General features: G+C 46.4%; 18 protein-coding genes and 2 riboswitches. Of the genes, 12 read left to right on the forward strand and 6 right to left on the reverse strand.

Annotated elements, in window-relative coordinates:
- Nucleotides 1–126 precede the first annotated feature (126 nt).
- Complete coding sequence (locus BVG16_RS14920) at nt 127–579, forward strand: GNAT family N-acetyltransferase (protein ID WP_233147042.1); 453 nt, start codon at nt 127–129, stop codon at nt 577–579.
- Here BVG16_RS14920 and BVG16_RS14925 read toward each other — a convergent pair.
- A complete protein-coding gene (locus BVG16_RS14925) occupies nt 576–1,475 on the reverse strand; it encodes a multicopper oxidase family protein (RefSeq protein WP_078499469.1) in 900 nt (299 codons plus the stop codon). The genes BVG16_RS14920 and BVG16_RS14925 overlap by 4 nt on opposite strands.
- Before the next feature lie 678 nt (nt 1,476–2,153).
- On the opposite strand from BVG16_RS14925, the gene BVG16_RS14930 reads away from it, so the two are divergent.
- Both BVG16_RS14930 and BVG16_RS14935 read left to right on the forward strand, forming a co-directional pair.
- Nucleotides 2,154–7,289 (forward strand): discoidin domain-containing protein, encoded by a 5,136-nt coding sequence (locus tag BVG16_RS14930; RefSeq protein WP_078499470.1) that lies wholly within the window; start codon nt 2,154–2,156, stop codon nt 7,287–7,289.
- Nucleotides 7,290–7,319: 30 nt separating this feature from the next.
- Nucleotides 7,320–10,160 (forward strand): LamG-like jellyroll fold domain-containing protein, encoded by a 2,841-nt coding sequence (locus BVG16_RS14935; RefSeq protein ID WP_078499471.1) that lies wholly within the window; start codon nt 7,320–7,322, stop codon nt 10,158–10,160.
- Nucleotides 10,161–10,253: 93 nt separating this feature from the next.
- Here the strand turns inward: BVG16_RS14935 and BVG16_RS14940 are convergent, their stop codons facing one another.
- A complete protein-coding gene (locus BVG16_RS14940; RefSeq protein WP_078499472.1) occupies nt 10,254–12,398 on the reverse strand; it encodes a HelD family protein in 2,145 nt (714 codons plus the stop codon).
- Between the two features lie 170 nt (nt 12,399–12,568).
- Between BVG16_RS14940 and BVG16_RS14945 the strand changes: the two genes are divergently transcribed.
- Nucleotides 12,569–13,465 carry a prenyltransferase/squalene oxidase repeat-containing protein gene (locus BVG16_RS14945; RefSeq protein WP_078499473.1) on the forward strand — a complete coding sequence of 299 codons (897 nt, stop codon included), beginning with the start codon at nt 12,569–12,571 and terminating at the stop codon, nt 13,463–13,465.
- 69 nt (nt 13,466–13,534) lie between these two features.
- Here BVG16_RS14945 and gcvPB read toward each other — a convergent pair whose 3' ends face one another.
- Genes gcvPB through gcvT form a run of 3 tightly spaced genes read right to left on the reverse strand, consistent with a single transcriptional unit; the run spans nt 13,535 to nt 17,479 of the window.
- On the reverse strand, nt 13,535–14,995 hold the full coding sequence (gene gcvPB, locus BVG16_RS14950) for an aminomethyl-transferring glycine dehydrogenase subunit GcvPB (RefSeq protein WP_078499474.1): 1,461 nt from the start codon (nt 14,993–14,995) through the stop codon (nt 13,535–13,537).
- Nucleotides 14,992–16,347 carry an aminomethyl-transferring glycine dehydrogenase subunit GcvPA gene (gene gcvPA, locus BVG16_RS14955; RefSeq protein ID WP_078499475.1) on the reverse strand — a complete coding sequence of 452 codons (1,356 nt, stop codon included), beginning with the start codon at nt 16,345–16,347 and terminating at the stop codon, nt 14,992–14,994. Before gcvPA ends, gcvPB begins: the two co-directional genes overlap by 4 nt.
- A 22-nt stretch (nt 16,348–16,369) precedes the next feature.
- The gene (gene gcvT / locus BVG16_RS14960; RefSeq protein WP_078499476.1) at nt 16,370–17,479 is read right to left on the reverse strand and encodes a glycine cleavage system aminomethyltransferase GcvT; all 1,110 of its coding nucleotides are present in this window, start codon (nt 17,477–17,479) and stop codon (nt 16,370–16,372) included.
- A 78-nt stretch (nt 17,480–17,557) separates the two neighbouring features.
- Nucleotides 17,558–17,668, reverse strand: a riboswitch (glycine riboswitch).
- 3 nt (nt 17,669–17,671) lie between these two features.
- Nucleotides 17,672–17,775, reverse strand: a riboswitch (glycine riboswitch).
- Between the two features lie 178 nt (nt 17,776–17,953).
- On the opposite strand from gcvT, the gene gcvH reads away from it, so the two are divergent.
- The 4 genes from gcvH to cls all read left to right on the forward strand — a co-directional run bounded on the left by gcvH (nt 17,954) and on the right by cls (nt 21,328).
- Nucleotides 17,954–18,346 (forward strand): glycine cleavage system protein GcvH, encoded by a 393-nt coding sequence (gene gcvH / locus BVG16_RS14965; RefSeq protein ID WP_078499477.1) that lies wholly within the window; start codon nt 17,954–17,956, stop codon nt 18,344–18,346.
- 421 nt (nt 18,347–18,767) lie between these two features.
- Nucleotides 18,768–19,163, forward strand: a complete 396-nt coding sequence (locus BVG16_RS14970) for a MarR family winged helix-turn-helix transcriptional regulator (RefSeq protein WP_158081701.1) — start codon at nt 18,768–18,770, stop codon at nt 19,161–19,163.
- Between the two features lie 42 nt (nt 19,164–19,205).
- Nucleotides 19,206–19,880 (forward strand): GTP pyrophosphokinase, encoded by a 675-nt coding sequence (locus BVG16_RS14975; protein ID WP_233147043.1) that lies wholly within the window; start codon nt 19,206–19,208, stop codon nt 19,878–19,880.
- Entirely contained in the window at nt 19,871–21,328 is a 1,458-nt protein-coding gene (gene cls / locus BVG16_RS14980; RefSeq protein ID WP_078499479.1) for a cardiolipin synthase, read from the forward strand. Before BVG16_RS14975 ends, cls begins: the two co-directional genes overlap by 10 nt.
- Before the next feature lie 69 nt (nt 21,329–21,397).
- Here cls and BVG16_RS14985 read toward each other — a convergent pair whose 3' ends face one another.
- On the reverse strand, nt 21,398–22,189 hold the full coding sequence (locus BVG16_RS14985) for a Cof-type HAD-IIB family hydrolase (RefSeq protein WP_078499480.1): 792 nt from the start codon (nt 22,187–22,189) through the stop codon (nt 21,398–21,400).
- A 202-nt stretch (nt 22,190–22,391) separates the two neighbouring features.
- Between BVG16_RS14985 and BVG16_RS14990 the strand changes: the two genes are divergently transcribed.
- The 4 genes from BVG16_RS14990 to BVG16_RS15005 all read left to right on the forward strand — a co-directional run bounded on the left by BVG16_RS14990 (nt 22,392) and on the right by BVG16_RS15005 (nt 26,036).
- Nucleotides 22,392–23,369: a LacI family DNA-binding transcriptional regulator gene (locus BVG16_RS14990; RefSeq protein WP_078499481.1), complete on the forward strand. Its 978-nt coding sequence runs from the start codon at nt 22,392–22,394 to the stop codon at nt 23,367–23,369.
- Between the two features lie 93 nt (nt 23,370–23,462).
- The gene (locus BVG16_RS14995) at nt 23,463–24,056 is read left to right on the forward strand and encodes a DUF2087 domain-containing protein (protein ID WP_078499482.1); all 594 of its coding nucleotides are present in this window, start codon (nt 23,463–23,465) and stop codon (nt 24,054–24,056) included.
- Between the two features lie 138 nt (nt 24,057–24,194).
- On the forward strand, nt 24,195–25,454 hold the full coding sequence (locus tag BVG16_RS15000) for an MFS transporter (RefSeq protein ID WP_233147044.1): 1,260 nt from the start codon (nt 24,195–24,197) through the stop codon (nt 25,452–25,454).
- A gap of 60 nt (nt 25,455–25,514) precedes the next feature.
- The gene (locus BVG16_RS15005) at nt 25,515–26,036 is read left to right on the forward strand and encodes a DUF6886 family protein (RefSeq protein WP_078499483.1); all 522 of its coding nucleotides are present in this window, start codon (nt 25,515–25,517) and stop codon (nt 26,034–26,036) included.
- Nucleotides 26,037–26,230: the final 194 nt, after the last annotated feature.

Raw genomic sequence — 26,230 nt, forward strand, 5'->3', positions numbered from 1 at the left:
TACGTTTTAGCAAGATTTGGAGATACGTAAAGGACATGGGTGTTCTTGAATTCTATATGTATTTTCTGAACGCATCATTACTCTCCGTGGAAGGAACACGGGGATGTTAGGGAGGATTATTTGTATATGATGATTACAAAATTACCCATTGAACAAAAGGAAGTTGCCGATGAGGTGCTTACTGTGCAACTTCCCGCTTATCGAATCGAGGCAGCGATTATCGAGTCGGATGCGATTCCTGCGTTGCGAGATACGGTAGACTCGCTGATGGGTTGTGGGGAAATCTTTTATGGGTTACGTGATGAAGAAGCTTTAATCGGTGCCATTTCTTTTAAAATAGAAGAGGATACCTTGGATATTCACCGTCTTGTCATCCATCCAGATCATTTTCGCAAAGGGATCGGAAGAAAGTTAGTAAAATATGTATTAGAACATCATCCTGAGATTCGCAAGTTCATCGTAGCAACAGGTTCGAAGAATACACCAGCACTTCAATTGTATGCATCGGAAGGGTTCGTAGCTGTGCGAGCGTTCGAAGTTATGCCAGGCTTGTCAATCACAGAGCTGGAGAAAAATTAATTCGAACGATAGACAACTGTCGTAAACATTCCCCCGGCGGATTTGGTGAAATTGTTAGCCATATGGTGAGGCATATGACAATGAAATGGCCAGATTCCCGGGTTATTCGCTTGAAATAGAATATCATAGGTTTCTCCCGGTGCTACGGGAATTGTACTCTTCATGAGCTGTTGCTCCCATCCAATGGGATTGCCGTCTGAAGCAATAATCGAAAATGGATGACCGTGCAGATGAATAGGGTGGATATGCATGCCAAGATTTCCAAGTCGAATCCGGACTTGATCCCCTAGCTTTACCGGCAGAGATTCCGTATGTGGGAAGCACCGACCGTTCATTGTAAAAAAGTTGAACATATCACTATAGGGATCCATATCATAGAGTCCGGGTTTGACCTCCCCTTTGGCAAGCCCATTCAGATGAAATTCGTGAAGCATGATGAAATAATCGCGATCGACACAGAGCCCATGACCTGGTGGATCAAGAATGATAAAGGCACCGGCAAGTCCTCCCATGATTTGCGGAATGCTATTGAAATGAGAATGATACATATGGGTGCCTGGAGGATTTACGACTGTAAATCGATATTCATAATAATAGTTCGGAGGAATAACTGGAGAAGGCTCGATACATGGAACACCGTCCATGGCATTCGGAACATCTAAGCCGTGCCAGTGCACACTCGTCCCTTCATCTAATTGGTTCGATACACGGATGTTCACTTGGTCTCCAGGATAGACCATTATGGTAGGACCCGGAATAGAACCATTGTAACCAAGTCCTTTCAGACGTATCCCCGGTAAGATTTCTAACTCCACTTGTTCTGCAACCAACTCGAAATGCTTCACCCCGTCTTTTAGAACATAGCTCAATGTCGGAACATTGGGCGTGATGACCATCGCAGTCTCCTCCTTGTGATTCACCTTTTACGCTATGTAAAATATATGCGCTGTGCGCATTCGACATGAGGGTTTATCTTGTCGATGATCCAATAAATGAATACGACAAAATAATACATATTGTATCGTTGGTTAAGTCATTGGTCCAACCCGTTCATGTCTTTTGGATTATTTTTAACAAAATTGAATCTTTGGTCCGTATTTATGATGGAAAAAATCAAAATATTAATTAAAAAAGTCAAAATTACACATAGTAAAACATAAAATGAATGATATATGATAGAAACCATTAGATACGTTCCGTATCGACCACATCCTTTGGCATTGATGAGGATAGCTGAAATGGTGGTGAATCATTTGACACGCAGGATGGTGAAGGCTCTCGTGTGTATGCTCATGATCACGAGTATGTTTATCGTGCATCCTGCACCCATGCGTTAGCCGCAGCAACGCAAACGAGTGAAGGGAGGACGTACTACATTGATGATGTGAACGGGGTACCACCAAAAATGTAAGCAATGGCATCATCACGACGTATAAAGTCTACACGAGCAAAGACGGCATGACATTCAAAAAAGTATCGCAAGGTACATGGTCAAAGGATGAACAGATCAAACGGGTTAACATTCCTTCCGAAGAATAAATCCCAAAAATGATGTGAATTGGAGGCGTTTACTTTTGAAAAAGTTAAAATTCCTGCTATTAACCACCTTTAGCATCATGATGGCTTTCACATTTTTCCTCCTCTCCAAAGACACAGCAGAAGCTGCTCCAATCGGGGATATCACAAAGTTCGAGAAGACAGATGACAAGACATTTACGTTCACAAGCGGCAATGACAAGATCAAAGCTGTGTTTCTACGGGATGATATCGTTCGTATCTGGCTGGGCGTTGGCGGCACGTTCACAGACGCTCCGGGTAAGAGCGGCGGTACCGCGTTGGAGCCCATTGTAATCAAGAATGATTTCGGTCCTGTGACCGTGCATGAATCAGATGAAGGATCGTATTACAAGCTGGATACGGGCAAGTTCGTGCTGCGTGCCTATAAGAGTCCATTAAAATTCGCGATGTACCAAGAAGATAATGCAACGCTCATCTGGGAAGAGCAAGCCAGCTTGAATTATACGAACACATCTACTACCCAGAAGCTATCGCGTGGTGCGGACGAATATTTCTACGGCGGCGGGATGCAGAACGGCTATTTCTCCCATCGTGACCGTACGGTTAAAATCGGAAATAATTTTGGCGGCTGGGGAGATGGAACCGTTTCCAATCCATCACCGTTCTACTTAAGCACGAATGGCTATGGGGTATTGCGAAACACGTTCCGTGAAGGGTCGTATGATTTCGGTAGCCCACTCAGTCTGACACATAATGAGAACCGCTTCGACGCTTATTACTTCTACGGCGATACCATGAAAGATATTTTAAATGGATATACGGATGTTACAGGCAAGCCGACCTTGATCCCGCGCTGGGGAATGGGGCTTGGCGATGCCGATTGTTATAACAAAGCGCCAGAAACAACGTTAGATGTGTTAAAAGTAGCCCAGGCTTATCGTGATCATGACATGCCAGGAGCTTGGATTCTTCCGAATGACGGCTATGGTTGCGGTTATACGAATTTGACGGAAACGGTACAGAAGCTCCATGATCTCGGATTCTACATCGGTTTGTGGACGCAACAAGGCGTGGATCAAATCGCAACAGAAGTTGGCGTACATGGGACACGACTGAATAAGCTTGATGTTGCATGGGTTGGAGCGGGTCATGATTTCGCTCTGAATGGAGCGAAGCAAGCGTATCAGGGAACAGAGAACAACTCCAACGACCGCGGTTATGTCTGGTCCATTGCAGGCTGGGCGGGAACGCAGCGGTATTCAACAGTTTGGTCAGGAGACCAAGCCGGGGATTGGGAATTCATTCGTTTTCATATTCCTTCGATGATTGGTGCCGGATTATCCGGGATGGCTTACTCCACGGGCGATATTGACGGGATATTCGGCGGCAGCGCGAAGACGCAAGTGCGCGATCTGCAATGGAAAATCTTCACGCCGATTCTCATGAATATGTCAGGTTGGGCGGCGAAGGATAAACAGCCATGGATCTGGGGCGAGCCGTATACAAGCTATAACCGGGATTATCTAAAATTACGCCAACGTTTAACACCTTACTTATACACGTATTTGCATGAATCTTACGTTGATGGATCACCGCTGATGCGCGGAATGGTATTTGATTATCCGACGGATCCGAATACGAAGAATACATTGACACAATATCAATTCATGTCAGGTGACAGCTTCTTGGTTGCCCCTGTGTATACGGATACAACTTCGAGAAATGGAATCTATTTACCGAAGGGGAAGTGGGTGGATTATTGGTCGGGTGCGGAGCATTATGGTTCCAAAATGCTGGATGAATATGCAGCACCGCTAAATCGCTTGCCGTTGCTTGTCAAAGCAGGAGCAATTATTCCGATGTATCCGGAGTCGCTGTATGACGGCCAAGTGCCGCCGAATCCGATTACGTATGATATCTATCCATACAAGACATCCAGCTTCACGATGTATGAAGATGATGGCGTCACGAGAGAGCACCGCGAAGGCAAGTTTGCGGAAACAACGATTAAATCGATCGCGCCGGAACAAGGAACTGGCGACCTCATCATTCAAGTGGGGGCGACGGTTGGCGATTATAAAGGAAAGCTGGCTGCACGAGTCAATCAATTCACGATTCATATGCATAACAAGCCAGGCACCGTCTCTTTAAGCGGCACAGCGATGAGTGAGGTTGCTAGCAAATCTGCTTGGGATGCTACTTCGAACGGATGGTTCTATGATGCCACAGATAAAGGCGGCATGTTGTATGTGAAGACGGCTGAATTGCCAACGAACCAGGGATTTGAGCTTCACACTACTGATTTCGTAGCGGATACAACGCCTTTAACCGATCCTTCGGTCATTGAAATTCCGCAAGAAGATACCGATCCAAGCCGCATTCCGCAAGGCGATATCGTCGCTACGGCTACAGCGGCAGACGCATCGACGCCTGCTGCGAACGTATTGGACGCGAGTCGTGAATCGATCTGGAGTACACCGCTGAACGGCTCGGCAACGCTGCCGCAATCGTTGATCTTAAATATGGGAACGAATCACTTCATTAACCGCGTAAAAGTATTGCCGCGTCAATATGGCGGTACCGACGGCGTCATCACGGAGTATAAGCTATACACGAGTCTAGACGGCACGAACTATAATCAGGTAGCGAATGGCCTATGGACCATGGATAAGGAAGAGAAAACGATTATTTTTGACACCCAGGACGCGCAATATGTCAAGCTCGAAGCAATAAAGGGTGTAAATGGGTATGCTTCGGTGTCCGAAATGAATGTTTATCGGGACCCGACAAAATCGGAGCCAACACCGATCAAGAAATCCGAGATGAAGGCTTCCGCATTCAGTGCGCAGCCCGGCAGCGAGGCTTCCAAAGCGATTGACGGAGACCCTACCACGGTCTGGCATACGAAATGGGACGGTTCCGACAAATTACCGCAGTCCATTATCGTGGATCTAGGTTCGATCCATGAAATCAGCCAGTTCCGATATGCGCCGCGTACGGATGCGGGGAATGGTACCATAACCACCTACAACTTCTATATCAGCACAGACGGCACGAACTATACGAAAATAAGCAGCGGGGATTGGGTGCGCAATAAATTCCATAAATATATCAAATTCGCGCCTACTTTGGCTCGTTATGTGAAGTTAGAAGCGGTCGTTGCCCTTGGAGGATTCGCATCAGCTTCTGAGCTGGATGTCTACGATGCGCCCAAACCGGAAATTGTGATTAGCAACATTTCCGAAGGAAAGTCGATTACTTCGGACAGCAGTGATCCGAATTATCCTGCAACCAACGCGAACGATGGGAATGCGGCAACCAGATGGTCTGCCGCGGATAACTTAACAGGTCATACCTTAACCCTGGATTTGGGTAAAATGTATTCGATTCAAGGATCCGAACTATCCTTCGAATCAAGCACCAAAGCCTACCAATATAAAATCGAAGTACGTGAAGACAGTACATCCAGTTGGATCCAAGTTGCGAACCGTACATCGAATCAGGAAGCGGCTGAAGTGTTGAAGGACCCATTTGCGAGTCGCGGCCGGTATGCTCGGATCACAATTACCGGTCTGCCGGATGCGAATACACGTGCAAGCATTGCTGAATTTAAATTGTTCGGTTACTCCCTGGGCGGTGTTACTAAAGTTACGGGTGTTAGCGTCGATAAAGCAACGCTTGCGATGAATGTATTGGGTGCCCCAGAGACCTTGAAAGCGACCATTGCCCCGGCTGATGCAACGATTAAGACGGTAACGTGGAGTTCAAGCGATCCGTCCATTGCGATGGTGGATGCGAACGGCGTTGTTTCGGCGAAAGGTCAAGGCACGGCAACGATCACCGTAACGACGACAGACGGTAATTTCAAGGCTACGACAGAGGTCACGGTGAAAGGCCAAGAACAATTGATCAAAATTCCGCAAAGTGGAATGAAGGCAACCGCAACCAGTTCACAAGAAGGCGGCAATGAACCGCAATTTGCCATCGACGGCGATCCAACAACGCACTGGCATACGAAATGGTTCAATGTTGATCCGTTACCGCAATCGTTCATTGTTGATCTGGGAGCGCTCTATAACCTTAGCAAGGTAGAATATTTACCGCGTCCAGAAGCAAGTAACGGAACAATCACCGGGTATAATCTGTACGTTAGTGAAGATGGAACGAATTTCACGAAAGTAAATAGCGGCGTATGGCTCCGCAACAATTTGTTGAAGGAGATTAATTTCCCGAGCGTGAAGGCAAAATTCGTGAAGTTAGAAGCGACGCAAGGTTATAACGACTTTGCTTCCATAGCCGAATTGAATGTGTACCGTTCAGCAGAAGCTCCAGCTGAATTGGCGAAAATTACGTCGAATGCGTCAAGCTACACGGTGAAAGTGAATGAGACGACACCGATGCATATTACGGCTGCGTTCGCAGACGGAACGACGACAGACGTGACTTCATTATCAACATTCACGGTGGCTGATTCGGCGGTTGCGTCCGTTGACCAAGGCGTGATTACGGGGAAAGCCATAGGGAATACCACGACTACAGCAACCTATGGCGGGAAATCCGTCACGGTAGATATTCATGTTCAAGCTGTCGCTCCTGTCGGGCCAGTAACTCAATTGACAGGTATTAGCTCGGTTCAAGCTGGTCAGGAATTTAAAGTTACCTTCGGATTGACAGGCGTGACCGGCGATGTCTATGCGCAAGATATATCGTTAACCTATGATCCGAACACGGTCCAATTCGTAGGCGTTACACCGAAATCGGGTCTGAATATTCTCGAGAAGTCGGATACGAACGGCACACTTCGTTACATTATTGCAAGTGAAGGTCCTGGTCATGGCATAACTGGAAGTTCGGATGTTCTTGAAATCACGTTCAAGGCAAAAGCATCGGATAAAGACACATCAGGAACGTTCCGGGTAACGAACGCTTTGCTGGGGGATTCGCAAGGGATAGAGACCGCTGCCGGGGCATCGGAATATACAATTCAGATTGTTACCGTACCGCAAGGTATTCCGGGAGACTTGAACCACGACGGTAAAGTCACAATCGGTGACTTAGCAATCATTGCTGTGCACTATGGCAAGACAGATAAGAGTCCAGATTGGGCAGCCATTCAATACATGGATATTAACAAAGACGGTGTGATCGATATCTTGGATTTGGCGGTAATTGCGAATCTCATTCTGCAATAAGATCTGAATTCATAAGGAGGAAGTTCAACGATGGCAGTAGGGGTACGGCATTGGGGAATTTCGCAAGTTTTAACGAGAGTATTGATTGCTGCACTTACGCTGCAGTTGATCAGTACATGGATGGGCGAAGGTCGTGGGGATGCTGCTGAGGCATCCTCCCATACCACCGTGAAAAGGGAAGATGGGAAGAATCTCGTCTTCCCTGTGCTGAGTGATATTCATATTGGGCATACGCCAAAGGATGTATCGAAATGGCGTTTGGTCTTAAATCAATTGAAGGAGATAACACCGGATTACGATGCTTTAGCTGCTGTTGGCGATATTACGGACTCAGGGACAGTCTCGCAATATGACACACTTATGAGCCATTATAATGAACTGAAAAATCCGACCGCCATATCGTTATTTGCGATCGGCAATCACGATTATCTGAATGGCACAACAGCCGTCGAGCAACAGCGCTTCAAGGATAAGACAGGAATGAGCGGCATTTATTACGACCAATGGATCAACGGTTATCACTTTATTATCTTGGGAAGTGAAGACGGTACGCGAGACGGGACCTTGTCCGACACCCAGTTAAACTGGTTAGATACCAAGTTAGCCGAAGAGGCAGATGTGAATAAGCCTATTTTTGTATTCCTTCATCAGCCAATCACGGGAACCGTGTATGGCAGCGATTTATGGGGACATAAGCAGAACGCGACGAAATTGTACAATACGTTAGCGAAATATCCGCAAGCCATTACCTTCTCAGGACATTCCCATTATGTACTCGATGATCCCGGCTCGATTATGCAGAAGGATTTCACGGCGGTGGGGACGGCAGCGGTGCGTTATCCTGAGTTAGAGCCAGGCAAAATCCAAGGCATTCATCCAACCGATGAAATCACCCAAGGTCTCGTTGTTGAAGTTTTGGACAATGAAGTACAAATCAAGCGGCGAGACTTCCATACGAATGATTGGACGGGCGACAATTGGGTCGTGAAGTACCCGGCCGTGAAAAGTTCCTTCACGTATACGAGTGACCGTGATCAAGTTAAGCCTACGTTCTCTGGTACCGCTGCGGCAACGATCGATCCCGCGAGCATTCAGCCGAATAAAATGAAGGTTACGTTTGATCAGGCAAGCGACAATTTATTCGTGCGGTCCTATGAAGTGAAGACCGTGAATGTAGCGACAGGAAGTACGGCGCAATCCTTCTTGGCTTTTGCTCAGTTGTATGATGATCCCGCGCCAACGCAGTTGTCCTTCGATATTAGCGGTCTGCAACCTTCTACGAATTACCGAGTAGAGGTTACGGCAATCGATGCCTTTGGCAATCGAAGCGCTGCGCCATTGACCGTGCAGGCGAAGACAGCAAATCGTCCACCGAATTCGGAGAAGCCGGTTGCGGATGTCATTGATATTGATTTTATCGATGGCACGTCGAACGACAGATCACCGGCGAAAAATCATGCGGCTTCAACGGGCGCAAGCGCGAAAATCGCTTATAGCACGGCGTTCAAACAATATGTGGGACGCATGAACGGAACGACGGATGAATATTTCGCCATCCCATCGAGCAACTCCATCAAAGCGGTAACGAAAGAATTCACTTTAGAATCGCAATTCCGACTAAATTCCATTCGTACGCAGGATGTATTCAGCAATACGCAGAGCGGCGGTTTAGGCTTTGAATCTACAGCCAGCGGAAAAATGGAGCTATGGGCTTATATTAACGGCAGCTATAAGAAAGTCGGCGTTCAGCTGGAAGCGAACAAGAACTATCATCTGGTCGCGACATATGACGGCGGACAAATGACGTTGTACTTAAATGGGGCGCAAGTGGGAACTACAGCGGTTAGTGGTTCGCTTAGCCAACCGACCATACAGTTTGCCATTGGAGCCGATCCTGAAAGCAATAATCGCGGCAACTATGTGATGGATGGCGACGTAAGTGTGGCGAGATTTTACAGTACGGCGATTTACCCTGAGCAAGTAGAAATGTTGTACAACGAATTGGCCCAACGTCAGTCCATCGAGGAATTGAACACGTTATTTAGCAAGCTTGAGGAAGCGAAGCTGCTAGCTGACGATGCTACGGTGGTTGGGACAGAGCCGGGCCAATATCCTGCGGCAGCCATGGATGCGTATCGTTCCAAAATTGGCTTGGCGAACACTACATTCACGTCTCGATCCGTGACCCAAGCAAGCGTGCAGCAGGCGATTCAAAACCTGGCATCAGCCAAAACCAATCTGGAAGCAAGTAAAAACGTGGATTCACCTGAGAATCTAGCCAAGTTAGTCTCTAGTGCTGTAACGGTCAACTCCGGGCAGACGTTCACTGTGAATTTGGAGTTGAATCGAGTCACAACAAGTACCTATGCACAGGACTTCTCCTTGCAATATGACACGAATGCGCTCGAGTTGGTTCGAACAGCGTCACTTATCGAAGGACTTAACCTTGTTTCTAGCGTGGAGAAAACACCGGGGAACATGCGACTCCTGACTGCGAGCATGGGCGCGGATCAAGGGATAGGAACAGATAAGGCGTTGCTCCAGTTCACGTTCAAAGCCAAAGCGGTGGATAACTCGAAGAATGCCCTGATCAACATCAGTCAAGTGATTCTGGCTGATGCAAAGGGTACGGAAACGCAAGGGAACGTATCGTCCGTAACGGTTCAGATTACGACTGAGGAACCTGCAACTTCACCAGACGTGAATCACGATGGTAAAGTAAGTATTGGGGACTTGGCCATGATTGCGGCTCATTACGGCAAAACAACGGCAAGCCCAGATTGGCAGCAAGCCAAATTCGCGGATATGAATCGCGACGGCAAAATTGACATTGTTGATTTGTCTATGGTAGCTCAGCTCATCATTGGATAATTTCAATGCTAGATTTGGTAATAGCAAAAAGGGCTGCCCGACGTCTTTATCGACGTATGGGCAGCCCTTTATCACAACGTTCATATCATATCGTTAAGCTGGTTGCTGTATAAATGGGGTTAACTCCCCATGATACAAGATCCATAATTCATGTAATGCCCGCGTACAGCCAACATAGAGCAGCTTGGCATCCATAGCGCCTTCGCGATAATGATACGCGTCAGCATCCATGAGCAATACCGCGTCAAATTCCAATCCTTTGGACAAATAGACGGGAAGCACAGATATACCGCCTTGGTATTCGTTCTGACTGCCATCGATTAGATTCACGTTCAATCCTTGATCCAGTAGTGTCTGGTAGAGTGTGCGAGCTTCTTCCAATGTCCGGGTTAACAAGGCCGTCGTATTGTATTCCGATTGCTCGAATTGCTGAATCGCATCCTGGATCACTTGCAGTTGTTCTACCGAAGTTTTCTCCAGAACTTGCACTTGCTGTCCGCTGCGGAAGACAGGTACGGCGAGTAAATCGGTGTGCACCCCACGCTCAAGAATGCCATTTGCGAACTCAATGATTTCCATGGTCGATCGATAGCTCCGTGTGAGTGCGAAATAAGCCGTATCCTGGGCTTCGAATAAGGATTGCATTTCGTTCCAATCATGTATGCCCTGGTATGCATGAATCCCTTGGGATAAATCTCCGAGAATCGTGAAGGAATGATTCCGAACGAATAGATCTAAGACGGCGACTTGGAATGGAGAGAAGTCTTGTGCCTCATCAATTACGATATGGTCAAAGCGGGATTCGCTCGCCATGTCGTGAAGTTTCACATGAATATACAATAATCCTGCCAAATCTTCATGCCGTATTTCGTTATTTTTCAACGTGATTCGCGTATGCTTCACGACGTCCGCAGGAATCGACTCGAATCGATCCTGTTGTAGAATCGCCCCGCGTTTATCGGGTTGGAACAGATTTTTATACAACGTAAAGGCATCGAATTCCGGCCATTTCTTGGCATAGGCTTTGATTCTCGTACTTGATTTTTGCTTAAATTCTTTGAGCTTCACTGTATTCGTAATGGGTTTGAGCTCCATCTCAATCCAGCGATTGATTCTGGCAAGCACGCGTTCTTTCCGTTTCGCAAGCGCATAATGCTTGTATTCCTCGAAGAACCAATTCCGAATGGTCTGCAGCGGCAAGACTTTGCCATCCCAAGGAGAGAAATCCATATCTGGGACACAATTGACTTCAAGCAGTTCCATACTCTTGTCAATCCATTGCTTGAAGCGGGTGGATCCCTTGTATCGACCTGAAACATCATCGTTCAACGCGGGTCTCTGCTCCAAAGTTTCGAACCAAATGCCCCACATATCTGTTGCAGGCAGAAGTTTCGCATCCAGGTCCAGCAAATTCATAGCCCAGTCCGCGAAGGTGTTCTGTTGAATGTTCCCGACACCTAGTTCTGGCAGGACATCTGAGATGTAATTTAAGAACATTTGGTTCGGTGCGAAGATAATCATGCGTTCCGCGCGAATCTGTTCTTGGTATTGATAGAGCAGGAATGCGAGTCGGTGCAGCGCAACTGTTGTTTTTCCGCTGCCCGCAACCCCTTGAATCATTAATGCTGTGTTCTTGGCCGCCCGAATGATAAGGTCCTGCTCCGCTTGAATCGTAGAGACGATATCGCGCAAGCGGTTATCTTTGTTCTCTCCCAACCGATAGAGGAGGAATTCATCAGATACAGCGGGTTGATCACTATCCCGCGTGTAGGTGTCTACGACACGCTGCAGAATCTTTTTGCGAATAACGAGATTTCGCTTCAAATAGACGAGGCCTTCTATTGTACCTTCTGGCGCTTCATAGGAAGCAGGCTCAAGGCCGCCGGTGAAGGAGTAGAATAGACTTGCAATCGGTGCGCGCCAATCGATGACGAGCGGGTTCTCTTGTTCGACATCTAGATCGCCGTGATTGACACCAACTTTTCCGATATAAAGCGGGGTAGCTTCGGACTTCTGATTCGTCTGAAAATCCAACCGACCGAAGTAAGGAGCATCTTCCGCACGTGCAAGCCGCTGTCGTCTAGCTTCCCGCGTCTCTTCTAAGACCTGTTCTGTAAAATCATGCCCGGTATAAACCGGGGTATTGCGCAAGTGGGTGAGCTGCCGATCGATTTCTTGCTGCGCAATTTCAAGTTGACGCATTTCTTCTTGATAGGCACTTTGAAAAGTGTCTTCCATTTCAGTTACCTCCTAAGACTTATTTGCACCCATGACAAAAGGAACCAACACTATATCACACCCCAATTTAAAAAGCAATTTGTATCATTCGTCCTTGTTCTTTTCGGAAGTAGTGGTAAAATATGTTTATTATTTCCGGTTGCCCATGATTCAATAAAGGAGGATTTGGTGTGTTGACATTCAATACGGAAGCTTATGAAAAAGCGCGTGCGTTCTTGAAGTCAGAAGCCAGACCGCTGGAGAGAGCGATGTTCGAATATGAGTTCGAGAACGGATCGGCTCGCCGCGTCCTGGAGGAACTCAAGACGTTTCAGAATGAGGACGGTGGCTTCGGGCACGGACTAGAACCTGATGTTCGTTGTTCCGAATCTTCTGCTTTGGCGACGACTATTGCATTTCAGACTTTATCGGAGTTGAACGAGACGGATCCCGATCTAGTGGACAAAGCTTTGAATTATTTAGAACGTACATACCAATCCGAGCAAAAAGGGTGGGAGATTATCCCGCAAGCTGCGGAAGAATCACCGCGTGCCTTTTGGTGGGAATACGGCGCATTCAATGATCATTGGGGCAATCCCAATGCAGAAATCGCAGGCTATTTGATCGATTATCGCACGAAACTATCGGATGAGTGGGTGAATACGGTAGTTGATGAAGCCATTCGTTATTTGCAAGAAACATCCGATCTGGCAGAGATGCATGAAATGCTCTGTTATATTCGTCTCGCGGATCGATTGACCAAAGTACAGTATCAACAACTGGAAGCCAAGCTGGATCAATTCATTAGCAATTGTGTGGCAGCCAATCCGGAGGAACGGGAAGGGTACTGTGCGGTACCGCTGCAAATACTGCAGTCGCCGAATTCGAGGTACTACGAACGGTTCTCAACGTATATTCCTTCGGACTTAGATACGTTAATAGAGCAGCAAGGTGAGGATGGAGCCTGGGCACCGAACTGGGCCTGGGGGCGTTTTGAAGAACAGTGGCAATTGGCGAAGACGGAATGGAAGGGTGTTATTACATTAAATAATTTACGGGTGTTACGATCTTTTGAACGCCTGAAATGATCATCATAAAAAAGCTAAGGAAGCATTTCGATTGAAATGCTGCCTTAGCTTTTTTTGGCTCTTTTTCATTTAGTTACAGGAGCAGTTCAACACGGGTTTTCTCGCAGCTTGGGTTTCATCGAGACGGCGAACGGTCGTCCTATAAGGAGCATTTAATAACAGCTCCGGCGTCGTCTCTGCTTCCTTAATAATGTGAATCATCGTATCAATAAATGCGTCCAGCGTTTCCTTGCTCTCGGTTTCGGTGGGTTCGATCATGATGCATTCCTCGACATTTAGAGGAAAATAGATGGTTGGCGGGTGATAGCCAAAGTCCAGTAGGCGCTTGGCCACGTCTAGGGTCCGTACGCCATATTGTTTGAGTTGTTTGCCGGAGATGACGAATTCATGCTTGCAAACGCCAGGATAGGGAACGTGGAAATAGGGTGCCAGACGATGCATCATGTAGTTGGCATTGAGTACGGCAAGCTGAGACACGTGGCGCAGTCCTTCCGGACCATATGTTCGAATATAGGTGTATGCACGAACAAGAATACCGAAGTTCCCATAGTACGCCTTAACCCGTCCGATGGAATGCGGACGTTCATGATCGAATGTAAATATACCATCCTGCCTTTGAATGACGATGGGTTTGGGAAGGAAAGGGATAAGAAGCTGCTTCACGCCAACGGGACCGGCTCCCGGACCGCCGCCGCCATGCGGGGTGCTCATGGTCTTGTGCAAGTTCAAATGCACGACATCGAAGCCCATATCACCAGGTCTTGTAATCCCCATGATGGCGTTGGAATTGGCACCGTCATAATAGAGAAGCCCTCCGGCTTCGTGAACGATCCGTGCAATCTCTACAATTTGTTCTTCAAATAAGCCGAGTGTATTCGGGTTCGTTAACATCAGAGCAGCCGTATCGCTGCCGACGACTGCGCGAAGGGCATCCAAGTCTACATGTCCACGAGCGTTGGACGGAATGGTAATTGTCTCTAGCCCAGCGACGGTAGCGCTTGCCGGGTTCGTCCCATGAGAGGAGTCGGGTACGATGACTTTGGTTCTGGAATCGCCGCGACTCTCATGGTACGCACGGATCATCATTAATCCAGTCCATTCCCCATGGGCGCCCGCGGCAGGTTGGAGCGTGACTTGATCCATTCCGGTTAGCGCCGCAATGTCATTCTGCAGCGTATAGAGGAGCTCCAAAGCACCTTGGATCGTTTCTTCGGGCTGATAGGGATGGATCTTCGCAAATCCGCTGAATCGCGCGACATCCTCATTTATTTTCGGATTATATTTCATCGTACAGGAACCAAGCGGGTAGAAACCATTATCGATACCGAAGTTGCGTCGCGAGAGCTCGGTATAGTGCCGGATCACATCCACTTCATAGACTTCTGGGAGGGCGGCAGGCACAGATCGCAAATAAGAGGCGGGAATGAGCTCTGTGATTTCGACTTCAGGCACATCGCAGTCAGGCAGCGCGTAAGCGACACGCCCAGGCTGACTGAGTTCAAAGATTAAGGCTTTTTCCGGTTTCGTCATGGGAACATCCCTCCTAGAACAGCGGCAAATTGGTCTATTTCGGTACGAGTTCGACGTTCGGTCACCGCGATGAGCATATGGTTCTGAAGTTCTGGATAGTCTCTGCCTAGATGATAACCACCAATATACCCGGATTCGAGCAGATTCTTTTGGAGTTGAGACATATCCCAGCGGTCAGGAAGCTTCAGGACAAACTCGTTGAAGAAAGGGGCTAGGAATGGACGTGAAAATGCCGCGTGTTGCGTGAGCCGTTGAGCTGCATAGTGCGCTTTCTGAAGATTCAGCCTTGCGACGTCTTGCAAACCTTGCTTTCCCATCGTGGAAAGATACACCGATGCGCTCAATGCAAGTAATGCTTGATTGGAGCATATATTTGACGTGGCTTTTTCACGCCGAATATGCTGTTCACGTGCTTGCAATGTGAGGACAAATCCTCGTTGACCTTCCCGATCGACCGTTTGACCAACGATTCGTCCTGGCATCTTGCGCATGTATGGCTCGGTTACCGCGAAGAAGCCGCAAGTAGGACCGCCTAGCGATGCGGCTATGCCTAACGGCTGCGCATCTCCAACGACAACATCAGCGCCCAGATGACCCGGACGTTCTAGAATGCCTAAAGATAGCGGGTTCGTGCTGACAACGCATAATCCTTTATGCTGATGGATGATATCCGCAATCGCTTTGACATCTTCGATACAGCCGAAGAAATTGGGGGATTGAACAAGAACCGCGGCGCAGTTGTTCGTCACGCAAGTGGCGAGCTGTTCAAGGTTCGTCACACCGTCGAGATCCTCGATTTCAACCACTTCCAAATGCAAACCTCGGGCCGTGCTATGAACAATTTGACGCGCTTCGGGATGGATAGTTCTCGATAGGATGATCTGTTTCCGCTTCGTTGCGCCGCTTGCAAGCGCAGCCGCTTCCGCGAGTGCCGTCGCGCCGTCATACATGCTGGCATTGGCGACGGCCATCCCTGTTAGCTCGCAGATGAAGGACTGAAACTCGAAGATCGCTTGCAGCTCTCCTTGGCTGATCTCCGGTTGATAAGGGGTATAAGCAGTATAGAATTCGGAGCGAGAAATGATATGGTTGATGACCACGGGGATGTGGTGATCATACAAACCGGCACCGAGAAAGCTGCTATACTGATCAAAATCAGCATTTTTACCAGCGAGTTGCCTCATATGCCGCAGTAGTGATATTTCATCGAGCGCTTCAGATATAGGCAAGTTTCCTTGATAGCGAATTTCTTGTGGAATATCTTGAAACAATTGTTCCATCGCATCAATTCCGATCGTTCGCATCATTTCGGTTTGATCTTTAGGGGTTAACGGGAGGTAGCGATGTTTCATGGATTCCCACTCCTTTCTATGATCATGTGAGGTTTCGCTTGTAGAATGGCGTTGGCACAATTTTGGCTTGCAGCAATCTTCCGCGAATTTCCACTTCAATTTTGGTGTCAAGTACGCTGTACTTGGCATTCACCAATGCAAGTCCGAGGTTCCGCTTCCATGTGGGAGATTGGGTTCCCGTCGTGACTTCGCCGATAAGCTCGCCTTGCGCGTATACGGGATAATGAGCTCTAGGAATCCCTCGATCGATCAGTTCAAGACCGACAAGCTTACGGGGCAACCCGCTGGATTTCTGTTGAATCAGTGCATCCCGCCCGATAAATTCCCCTTTATTCAGCTTCACGAACATGCCGAGTCCTGCCTCCAGAGGGGTAATTTCTTCTGATAATTCATGACCATAGAGCGGCAGTCTCGCTTCAAATCGAAGCGTATCCCTTGCACCGAGACCGGCAGGTATGAGTCCGAGAGGTTCCCCAATGCTTAACAAATCTAACCATACTTGAGCAGCATCTTCCGCTTGAACATACAATTCAAAGCCATCTTCGCCGGTGTATCCCGTCCGAGAAATGAGCGCAGCGACTCCGCACACGGACGCTCCTGTGATGAATTGAAATGGAAGTAGGTTTTGAAGAGAAACCTGGGTGACCTGCTGTAAAATGTGTTCCGCTAACGGTCCTTGAAGGGCGAGCAATGCGATTTGTTCCGACCGATTTGTGACGAACACGGCTTCATGATCCATCACGTGGGCTAATAACCAATGCATATCCTTCTCAATATTGGCTGCATTCACGACGAGCATATATTCATCTTGGTCGAGCTGATATATAAGCAAGTCTTCCACCACACCGCCATCTGGATTACACAAAAGCGTATACTGTGCATGACCAGAACGTAAGCGCTCAACATCATTCGTTGTCATACGCTGCAAGAAGGAAGCAGCATCACGCCCACGGACGATCAGTTCGCCCATATGTGACACATCGAACAATCCTGCGCGCTGACGAACAGCATCATGTTCTTTTTGTATCCCGATAAATTGCACCGGCAGTTCCCAACCTCCGAAGTCAATGCATCGTGCTTCTGGATAGATCGCGTAATGCGGGTAGATTGGGGTTCTTCGCAACGCTGTCATCGATTCACCTCTTCTCGAAAATAAAAATAGACAGGCAAAAGAAAAGTAGGATGCAGGGCTGCATCAACTTATCTTTCGCTCTGTCCTTTGTACCTGAGAGTTACCTTATGAGCAGCAAAATGCAGCAACACATCATAAGTTTCCCCTTGGGTGACTTATACCTGGTCGAGGTATAAATGCTCTCCAGAGGTGCGTCCCGTAATGGTCCTTTTGCCTGAGAGATTCACTTGATTCAAGCTTACTCCTTCGGCGTTACCTAGCGTTACTAGTAAGGTAATCTCTCCCAATACGATCATCCGCAGTATATTGTTGGTCCTGTAGAAAAGGCTGGAATATATCATGCATACGCAATGCATGATGACATGGTCAATAAAATGTATGGTAAAAATGAAAAATCATGCCTTGGAATGCGTTTTTTCTCATAAGCTGTACTACGTTGCATTTTATAATCCATGGAAGAGAAGGAGCGATCGTATGAGTGAAGTAAAGGATAATCTGCGTTATAGCAAGGAGCATGAATGGGCTGAAGAGGTAGGAGACCAGTGTATTCGCATAGGTATTTCTGATTATGCGCAGCATCAATTAGGCGATATTGTATTCGTCGAGTTCCCTGAGATTGATGCGGAAGTTAACGCAGGCGATAGCATGGGATCCATAGAATCGGTAAAGACCGTATCCGAGCTGTATAGTCCCGTGACGGGGCGAATTACTCGTATTAATACCACGCTTGAATCTCAACCTGAATTGGTCAATCAATCCCCTTATGAAGCGGGATGGCTCGTTGAAGTCCAAGTGTCGAACAGCGTAGACGAAGCCTTGAAGGCTCTTTTGACGCCAGAACAATATCGAACTCACATCGAGTCCTAGTACATAGTCCAATACGACAACTTATACGAACACCTCCCGGATCCGTTGACATTTTCCGTGGAGGTGTTCGACTTTTGTCATCTCCTGTGTATACTCGCTTCAATTGATGCCGAAACTTCCTATGAAAAGAATTATAGCGAGGACGAGCCTTTTCGTGTAAGCTTTGCTAGTCAAGGATAGAATGATGAGAGAAGTTCATGCAAAGGGTCTATTTCCCTTCGGTGAGGCTCAATTTTTACGTCTTTTCGAATTTTGCGATGTCTTTTATCACACTTACGTCTTGAAACCGTTCAACGTTCATTGACACTTTTGGATGATCATGATAATTTTAGATTATCTAATAATTGAAGCTAAAAAATATTTAGATTGTTATTGACGGGGTGGAACCATGGATTCCTATATTAGAAGATTACAAAAGTCAATGGATTTTATCCAAAAGAAAGTGAACACGGAAATGCTTGAGCTGCTGCCTGCGGATATTACACCGCCGCAAATTATGATGCTCTACCAATTGTATAAGCTTGGTTTATGTAAACTTTCGCAATTGGCGGATCGTCTGCAAGTCAAGCCCAGTTCGATTACCGTGATGATTGATCGCCTTGAAAAGGCGGGTTTCGTGGAACGGCTGGCGGATCCAAATGATCGTCGGATCGTGCTGGTTCAACTGACAGATAAAGGTCTAGACATCATTCATCAGACAGTTGAATTAAGGGAAAAGGTCATGACACCGTTATTTAGTGACTTACCTGAAGATCAATTAATTGCGTTAGTCGAAACGTTCGAAAAGATTACGAAGAAATATGAAGACGAACTGTAGGACATCACGTTCCTCAATGATTACAAAGGAGTGCAAGCACGATTGGAACCAAAACATTTTCAATTGATCAAAGATTTCGGCAAGGAAATGCTAGTCTATCGATTTGCCTTGGAAGAAGTGAATACCAAGTTAAAGATATTGAACGAAGAAATGAGTTTCATCCAGCATTATAACCCGATTGAGCATTTGAAAACCCGGCTGAAGAAGCCAAAAAGTATCTTGACGAAGCTGGAACGTAAAGGATTGGACATTACGGTCGATAATGTGCGCGAACACGTTCGTGATATTGCCGGCGTGCGTGTCACCTGTTCATTCAATGCCGATGTGTATAAGGTTTATGAGTTGATCTGCCAGCAAAATGATGTCGAAGTCCTGGAAATGAAGGATTATATCAAACATCCCAAAGAAAATGGATATCAGAGCTTACATCTTATTATAAGTATTCCTGTCTTCATGACAAATCAGACCCAACATGTGCCTGTTGAAATCCAGATTCGTACCATTGCTATGGATTTCTGGGCAAGTCTCGAACACAAAATATATTATAAATTCAAGAAGAACGTTCCGGATGAAATTCGGCTTGAGCTCAAAGAAACAGCAGACACCATCGCGATGTTGGATGGTCGAATGATGCGGTTGAACGAGAAAGTGCAAATGATCAAAGACCAATCCTCGGAGGAAGATGACTTGTTCGAGAGGGTGAACCAATACCTGTGAGTCATTATCTGAGCAATTCGTTTACGGTTTTGTCCGTCATCAACCTGATTCTCGCCATTGCGGTTATCTTCATTGAACGCCGCAACGTCGGGACGACATGGGCGTGGTTGATGGTGTTTTTGTTCTTACCTGGCGTTGGATTTATTTTCTATCTCTTATTTGGGCAGAATATTAGCAAACGTAAAATATATAAAATCCGCAAAGATCAACATGAACAGATTGAGCAGATTGTTCGTATGCAGCAAGAACGATTTCGCGGGGGGAATTTCGTATTCCGCGAGCCGGAAGCTTTGTCTTATCAAGATATGATATATATGAACTTAACAAGCGCTAACGCGCTCTATTCTCAGGATAATGACATTACTGTCTATACCGATGGAGATGAGAAATTTGATGCTTTGATCGAATCGATCGCCCAGGCGGAACATCATGTTCATCTCATGTATTATATCGTAAGGGATGACAATCTCGGCCGTCGTTTGGTACAAGCATTAACGGAGAAGGCGAGAGAGAATGTACAAGTTCGGTTTATGTATGATGATATTGGAAGTGCGGGGCTCAAAACCACCTTGTTCGAGGAACTGGTTCAAGCTGGCGGGAAAGTGGCAGCATTTTTCCCGTCTCGGATTCCATATATCAACTTTCGATTGAATTATCGAAATCACCGGAAGCTTGCGATCATCGATGGGAAAATTGGCTATATCGGAGGCTTCAATGTCGGGGACGAATATTTAGGTCTGGATAAACGATTTGGGTATTGGCGCGATACACATCTGAAGATGGAAGGCAGCAGTGTATTCCAAATGCAGGCGCAGTTCATTCTGGATTGGGAATTGGCTTCAACAGAACGTCTGCGTGACGTAAGCATCTATTTTCCTGACAACCTGCAATTTAACGGCTGCGAAGGGGCTCAGATTGTTGCCAGTGGACCGAATACGGAGCAGGAACAGATTCGGAATGCTTATATCAAAATGATTAATGCCGCTAAACATACACTATATTTACAAACACCCTATTTCGTACCTGATGACAGTGTGATGAATGCGTTGAAAATGGCGACTTTATCTGGCGTCGACGTTCGAATTATGATTCCTGCTGTACCTGACCATAAAACGGTATACATGGCTTCGTATTCGTATTTGGGGGAATTGCTCGCTTTAGGTGCAAAATGTTATTTATATCAAAAAGGATTTCTCCATGCGAAAACGATGGTTGCTGACGGCAAAGTGGCGACGGTAGGAACCGCGAATATGGATATTCGAAGCTTTAAGCTGAACTTTGAGGTGAACGCTTTTATCTACGGCGGTAAGACACCGGCACAGTTGCAGGAGATATTCCAGGAGGATTTGAGAGATGCATCGAGGTTATCGTTTAAGGAGTATCAAGCGAGATCGCGTATGCAGAAGATTGGAGAATCCTTAACGAGATTAATTTCTCCAATCCTATGATACATGTGCTTCATATTAAGACTTTGCGGTCATTGGCAGTTCGCTGTCAATGGTTGCAGAGTTTTTTTGTTATTTTTGAAGAATTGGCTGAATGAGGCCTAAATCGACTAGTCCGTGATAAATGCCGTCTTCTTCACATGACGTTGTGATATGGTCCGCTACGGCTTTCGTCTCAGGCAAAGCATTGCCCATCGCAACTCCTGTACCTACCAAGGTGAGCATTTCCAAGTCGTTATTGTTATCGCCGAAGGCGTAACTGTTACCATGTTCAAAGTTGCCGTGTTCGAGCATCTTCGCAATCCCAATGGCTTTAGAACTGCCTACCGGGATGAAATCCGCTGCATAGGAATGCCAGGGCAAGAACGTAAATTGGGGAAAGTTTTGGATATACTTCTGTCGCTGTTCATCTTCACAGAATACGATGGCCTGATATACAGGAGAATGTTCATAGAAACGGTCATCCACGTCTGGATAATGAATTTTTGTTCTGCCAAAGGATTCTTGAATGAATGCGTTATTTGTCTCGCTGCTCTTGAAATCTTCATGGTTGACGAAGACATAGGCATCGCCGTTCTCTTTCATGGTTGTGCAGATTTGAGCGAGATCCTCGGTATGGATCGGACTTTCATAAATCACTTGCCCTTCAAATACTGCATATTGCCCGTTAAGTGCAACATAGGATTCGATATTCAATTCTTTACGAATGTTCTCGAATAGAATCGGTGTACGCCCCGTAGCAATCGCTGTATATACGCCTTGGCGCTGAAGCTCGCGTACTGCTTTTTTCGTGGATTCAAGAATTTCTTTATTATGGTTCACTAAGGTACCGTCAATATCAAAAAATACGATTTTTCTTCCCATCCAGAATTTCCTCCTCTATGATTAGTTCAAGCATCTATGGATTATAGAATTACCTCTTATAAAAATACTGTACGGCCATAACGCCCTTTGCAGGTCACGCTGGCCGTAGCAGGTGATTGATCTTGCTGTAAACTTATCATAAAATATGAAAAGCATTTCAGGTCAAGCGTCATTTTAGAAAAAAGGAGTGGAATATTTTTCTATGGCGAATATTAAGCAAATCGCGCAAATGGCTGGCGTATCCATCGCAACTGTATCAAGGGTACTGAATGAACATCCCTATGTCAAGGAAGATAAGCGTGCAGCCGTCTTGGACGCCGTTGCGAAATTGAATTACTCGCAGAATATGAATGCGGTGCATTTAGTCAGAGGGAAGACCTTGATGATCGCGGTAATCCTGCCCTATGTGAATCATCCTTATTTTGCGAGCATCATTGATGGCGTTGCGAATGCCGCGTTGGCTTGTAATTATAAACTCTTGCTCTGTCAGACGGATTATCAAGCGGAGGAAGAATATAAAGTGCTTGAGTTATTGAAAATGAAGCAAATCGACGGCATCATTATTTGCTCGAAAACGATAAGCTGGGATGTAATTGAGCCGTATGCCTCCTATGGACCGATTATTGCATGCGAAAATGCGGGGGATCGTGAGATTTCTTCGGTATTTATTGACCATTACGGCAGCTTTAAGCTCGGCATGGATTATCTGATAACCAAGGGGCATCAGCATATTGGGTATTTTATCGGACGCGGGGATAGTTATAACAACATTAACCGTAAACGTGCATACGCAGAAGCATTGCAAGCGATTGGTGAGACTCCCAGGGAGGAGTGGGGATTTGATCGGGTATTTACGTTTGAACGCGGTGTAGAAGTTATACGACAGATTCTGACCATGAAAGAACGGCCCACGGCTTTGATCGGCGCGGGAGATGATCCGGCAGCTGCTATTGTAGCTGAGGCGCGTAAGCACGGGATTCGTGTACCAGAGGATTTAGCCGTCATTGGGTTAGATAATCAACCGATCGCAGAGGTCATGGGGATTACAACCATTGAACAGTCCATGAAAGAAGTTGGAGGACTGGCGTTCCAGGCCTTCTATGAACGAATTAACAACAAGGACCTGCCGCCAACGAAGCATGAGCTTCCATTTCGGTTGATCGAAAGGTCGACAGTATAAGTCGGAAGTGGTATTTTACATTCGAAATAGATCATGATATTATATGATCATCTAATTAGATATTCATCAAATAAGTAAAGGAGGCATCCATCGATGCAGCTCGATAAACTTGTTCGATTTCACAAGACGATCGGAGACGTAACGCGTATTCGTATTCTGGCTTTGCTTAAGAACGGTCCGCTACACGGTCAAGCCTTAGCAGATAAATTGTCTGTTACACCGCCAACGATTACGCATCATATGTCGAAGTTAAGAGAAGCCGATTTGATTTTTGAACGGCGCGACAAGAATACGATCTATTTTTACTTAAATGAGAAAAGTCTAATCCTGCAAGCGGAAGCCATCGTGAAGAAAGTTCAATCACCTGAACCTGAATTATGGAATGGAGAGGAGGTAGAGCGCATGCAAGATAAAGAAAAGAGTTCAGTCCTACGTAATTTCTTCCTCGCAGACGGGACGCTGAAGCATCTCCCCGCACAGCGGAAGAAGAAATTGATCGTGCTTGAGCACATCGTGAAAGGTTTGAAGCCAGGAACGAAATATACGGAACGTGAAATCAATGAATTTATCCGTCAATACCATCCGGATTTTGCGACAATTCGGCGAGAATTTATTATGAATCATTATATGTATCGTGACCAAGATATTTACGAGATGAACCCACCGGAGCTTTGGGGTACGATGTAAATGGGATGGGGATTAAGGTGACAACGATGCGGCAGAACGCACCTCATGCAGACTGCCCTTATTTTTTTGAATTCTAATTAGATGATTATGAAATTAGATTCACGTATAATTAGTATAGGGTAAAAGGAGAAGGTAAGCTTGATATTTCATAACTCGATGCTAAGACAAGAAAAAGGATATCGTCAATTATTCTTAGCGGGACTCGTAAACGGGATAGGAGACCGGTTCTCACAGGTTGCTTCGTTAAGCCTCATATTAACTTTGACAGGTTCGGGGATGGCTGTGGGGATCACCTTTGCCGTGCGGCTCATACCCAGTCTTGTGTTCGGCCCGTTAGGCGGTATGCTTGCAGATCGGTTTTCTCGCAAAAAGATCATGGTTCTGTCGGATCTCATTCGTGCATTCGTCGCATTATCCTTCTTGTTCGTGCACGATGCATCCGATGTGTGGGTGATCTACGTCAGTTCGTTTCTCTTATCCGCGGGTGAAGCCATTTATGCACCAACTCGTACATCTTCCATTCCGATTCTTGTACCCAAAGAGCGCTTACTCGCAGTCAATGGACTTGAAGAACATATGGTAGGATTGGTGCTGATCCTGGGCTCTATCACGGGAGGTGTCGTCGCTGCATTCCTCGGGACAGCATTTTCTTTTATCGTGAATGCAGCGTCATTTGTACTTTCGGCAGTTTTACTGGGTTCCATCGTGTTTCCTGCACCTCATGCTCAGACCAAAGTGAAACATGATACTGATCTGGAATGCGTTTCTCAAACGCAATCCACTAGGAAGGAATTACGTGCGGTATGGAAGTCTTCGCGATTTGTTCGCGCGATGATTGTGGGGTTCACCCTATGGCCGATTGGATACGGTGTGTTTAATATTTTACTCAGTGTTTATGCGGTTCAAGTGTACGACCAAGGCGATCTTGGGATTGGGTTGATGTATGGTGCGCTGGGCATCGGGATGGTGATCGGATCGAGCTGGACATCGAGGTTCATGGACAAGATGAAGCTGGCTGTCGTGTCTGGATTCATTCTGGAAGGTGTGTTGCATATGGGGATGAGTCAGGTTCCAAACTTCGGGTTGACAATACTCCTATTGCTTATTTCTGCGATAGGTTCTTCCATTGCAAATGCCTGCAATCATACGCTTCTAATGCATGCCGTTCCAGCCCATTTTCAGGGGCGTTTCTTCGGTCTGATGTCGGCCATGCACAACACTTTTATGGGCATCACGATGCTAAGCACTGGCTTTTTGTTAGAAGTGATGTCGCCGAGAGTACTCGGATTCTTCGGAGGGCTGGTCATTACCGCTGTATCTATCGGAATCGCAATCATCGTGTTACAAGATAAATCCCATCCTGACTGTAAAAATATTGAAATGTTCAAAATCGTCTGATATGATGTGTTAGGAACAAATGTTTGCTGATGTTTGCTAATAAGGGGGATGAGGGGAACGATGCTTTTTCATTTTAGTGAAGATCCACATATTGAGGAGTTCATGCCAAGAAGGAACGCGAAACAAGAAGATTCGACACCCTTCGTCTGGGCCATTGATCCAGAACACGCGGTTCATTACTATTTTCCCCGTGATTGCCCGCGGGTGATCTATTCTAGATCAGAATCCGCAGTAGAGGATGAAGCTCAATTCTTCGCGCATTCCCAAGCGGATAAAATTATCTGGGTAGAGAGTTCATGGGAACAGATCATTCAACAGACGACGATTTACAAATACGTGTTTAAGCGGGAAACCTTCGAGGTTCATGATCCCGTAGCAGGGTATTATGTCTCTCGCGAACCTGTGACACCCATTCATGTACAGCCGATGGATAATCTCGTGAATAAAATCCTAGCGAGCGGCGTCGATCTTCGCTTTACCCCCAATTTATATCCCATTCGTAATGCCGTGTTGAACTCTAGCTTACATGACTTTTCGATCATACGTTTTCAACATGCAACTGCCGAACAAGTTCATCTTTAATGAATTCAACGATGAAGCTGAAATGAGACATGATGTGAAGAAACTTAGGATGTGTGGAATATAAATTCTAGGACAGAAGCCTTGATTCACCTCATTAGAAGGTGCGCAAGGCTTTATTTGTCTATTCACTATTGAAGTTTTGTGCCCAAAAATTCCCCAAAAAAGGAGTTGACACGAGCCCAAATGCACGATAA

The sequence above is a fragment of the Paenibacillus selenitireducens genome, from assembly GCF_002021565.1.
GTDB lineage: Bacteria > Bacillota > Bacilli > Paenibacillales > Paenibacillaceae > Paenibacillus_K > Paenibacillus_K selenitireducens.

Bases quoted from the DNA above. Each gene is read 5' to 3' on its own strand.
- BVG16_RS14995 (WP_078499482.1), top strand. From the start codon at position 23,463: ATGCAGCTCGATAAACTTGTTCGATTTCACAAGACGATCGGAGACGTA.
- gcvH (WP_078499477.1), top strand. From the start codon at position 17,954: ATGAGTGAAGTAAAGGATAATCTGCGTTATAGCAAGGAGCATGAATGG.
- BVG16_RS14970 (WP_158081701.1), top strand. From the start codon at position 18,768: ATGGATTTTATCCAAAAGAAAGTGAACACGGAAATGCTTGAGCTGCTG.
- BVG16_RS14985 (WP_078499480.1), bottom strand. From the start codon at position 22,189: ATGGGAAGAAAAATCGTATTTTTTGATATTGACGGTACCTTAGTGAAC.
- BVG16_RS15005 (WP_078499483.1), top strand. From the start codon at position 25,515: ATGCTTTTTCATTTTAGTGAAGATCCACATATTGAGGAGTTCATGCCA.
- gcvPA (WP_078499475.1), bottom strand. From the start codon at position 16,347: ATGAAACATCGCTACCTCCCGTTAACCCCTAAAGATCAAACCGAAATG.
- BVG16_RS14925 (WP_078499469.1), bottom strand. From the start codon at position 1,475: ATGGTCATCACGCCCAATGTTCCGACATTGAGCTATGTTCTAAAAGAC.
- BVG16_RS14920 (WP_233147042.1), top strand. From the start codon at position 127: ATGATGATTACAAAATTACCCATTGAACAAAAGGAAGTTGCCGATGAG.
- gcvT (WP_078499476.1), bottom strand. From the start codon at position 17,479: ATGACAGCGTTGCGAAGAACCCCAATCTACCCGCATTACGCGATCTAT.
- BVG16_RS14935 (WP_078499471.1), top strand. From the start codon at position 7,320: ATGGCAGTAGGGGTACGGCATTGGGGAATTTCGCAAGTTTTAACGAGA.
- BVG16_RS14990 (WP_078499481.1), top strand. From the start codon at position 22,392: ATGGCGAATATTAAGCAAATCGCGCAAATGGCTGGCGTATCCATCGCA.
- BVG16_RS14940 (WP_078499472.1), bottom strand. From the start codon at position 12,398: ATGGAAGACACTTTTCAAAGTGCCTATCAAGAAGAAATGCGTCAACTT.
- gcvPB (WP_078499474.1), bottom strand. From the start codon at position 14,995: ATGACGAAACCGGAAAAAGCCTTAATCTTTGAACTCAGTCAGCCTGGG.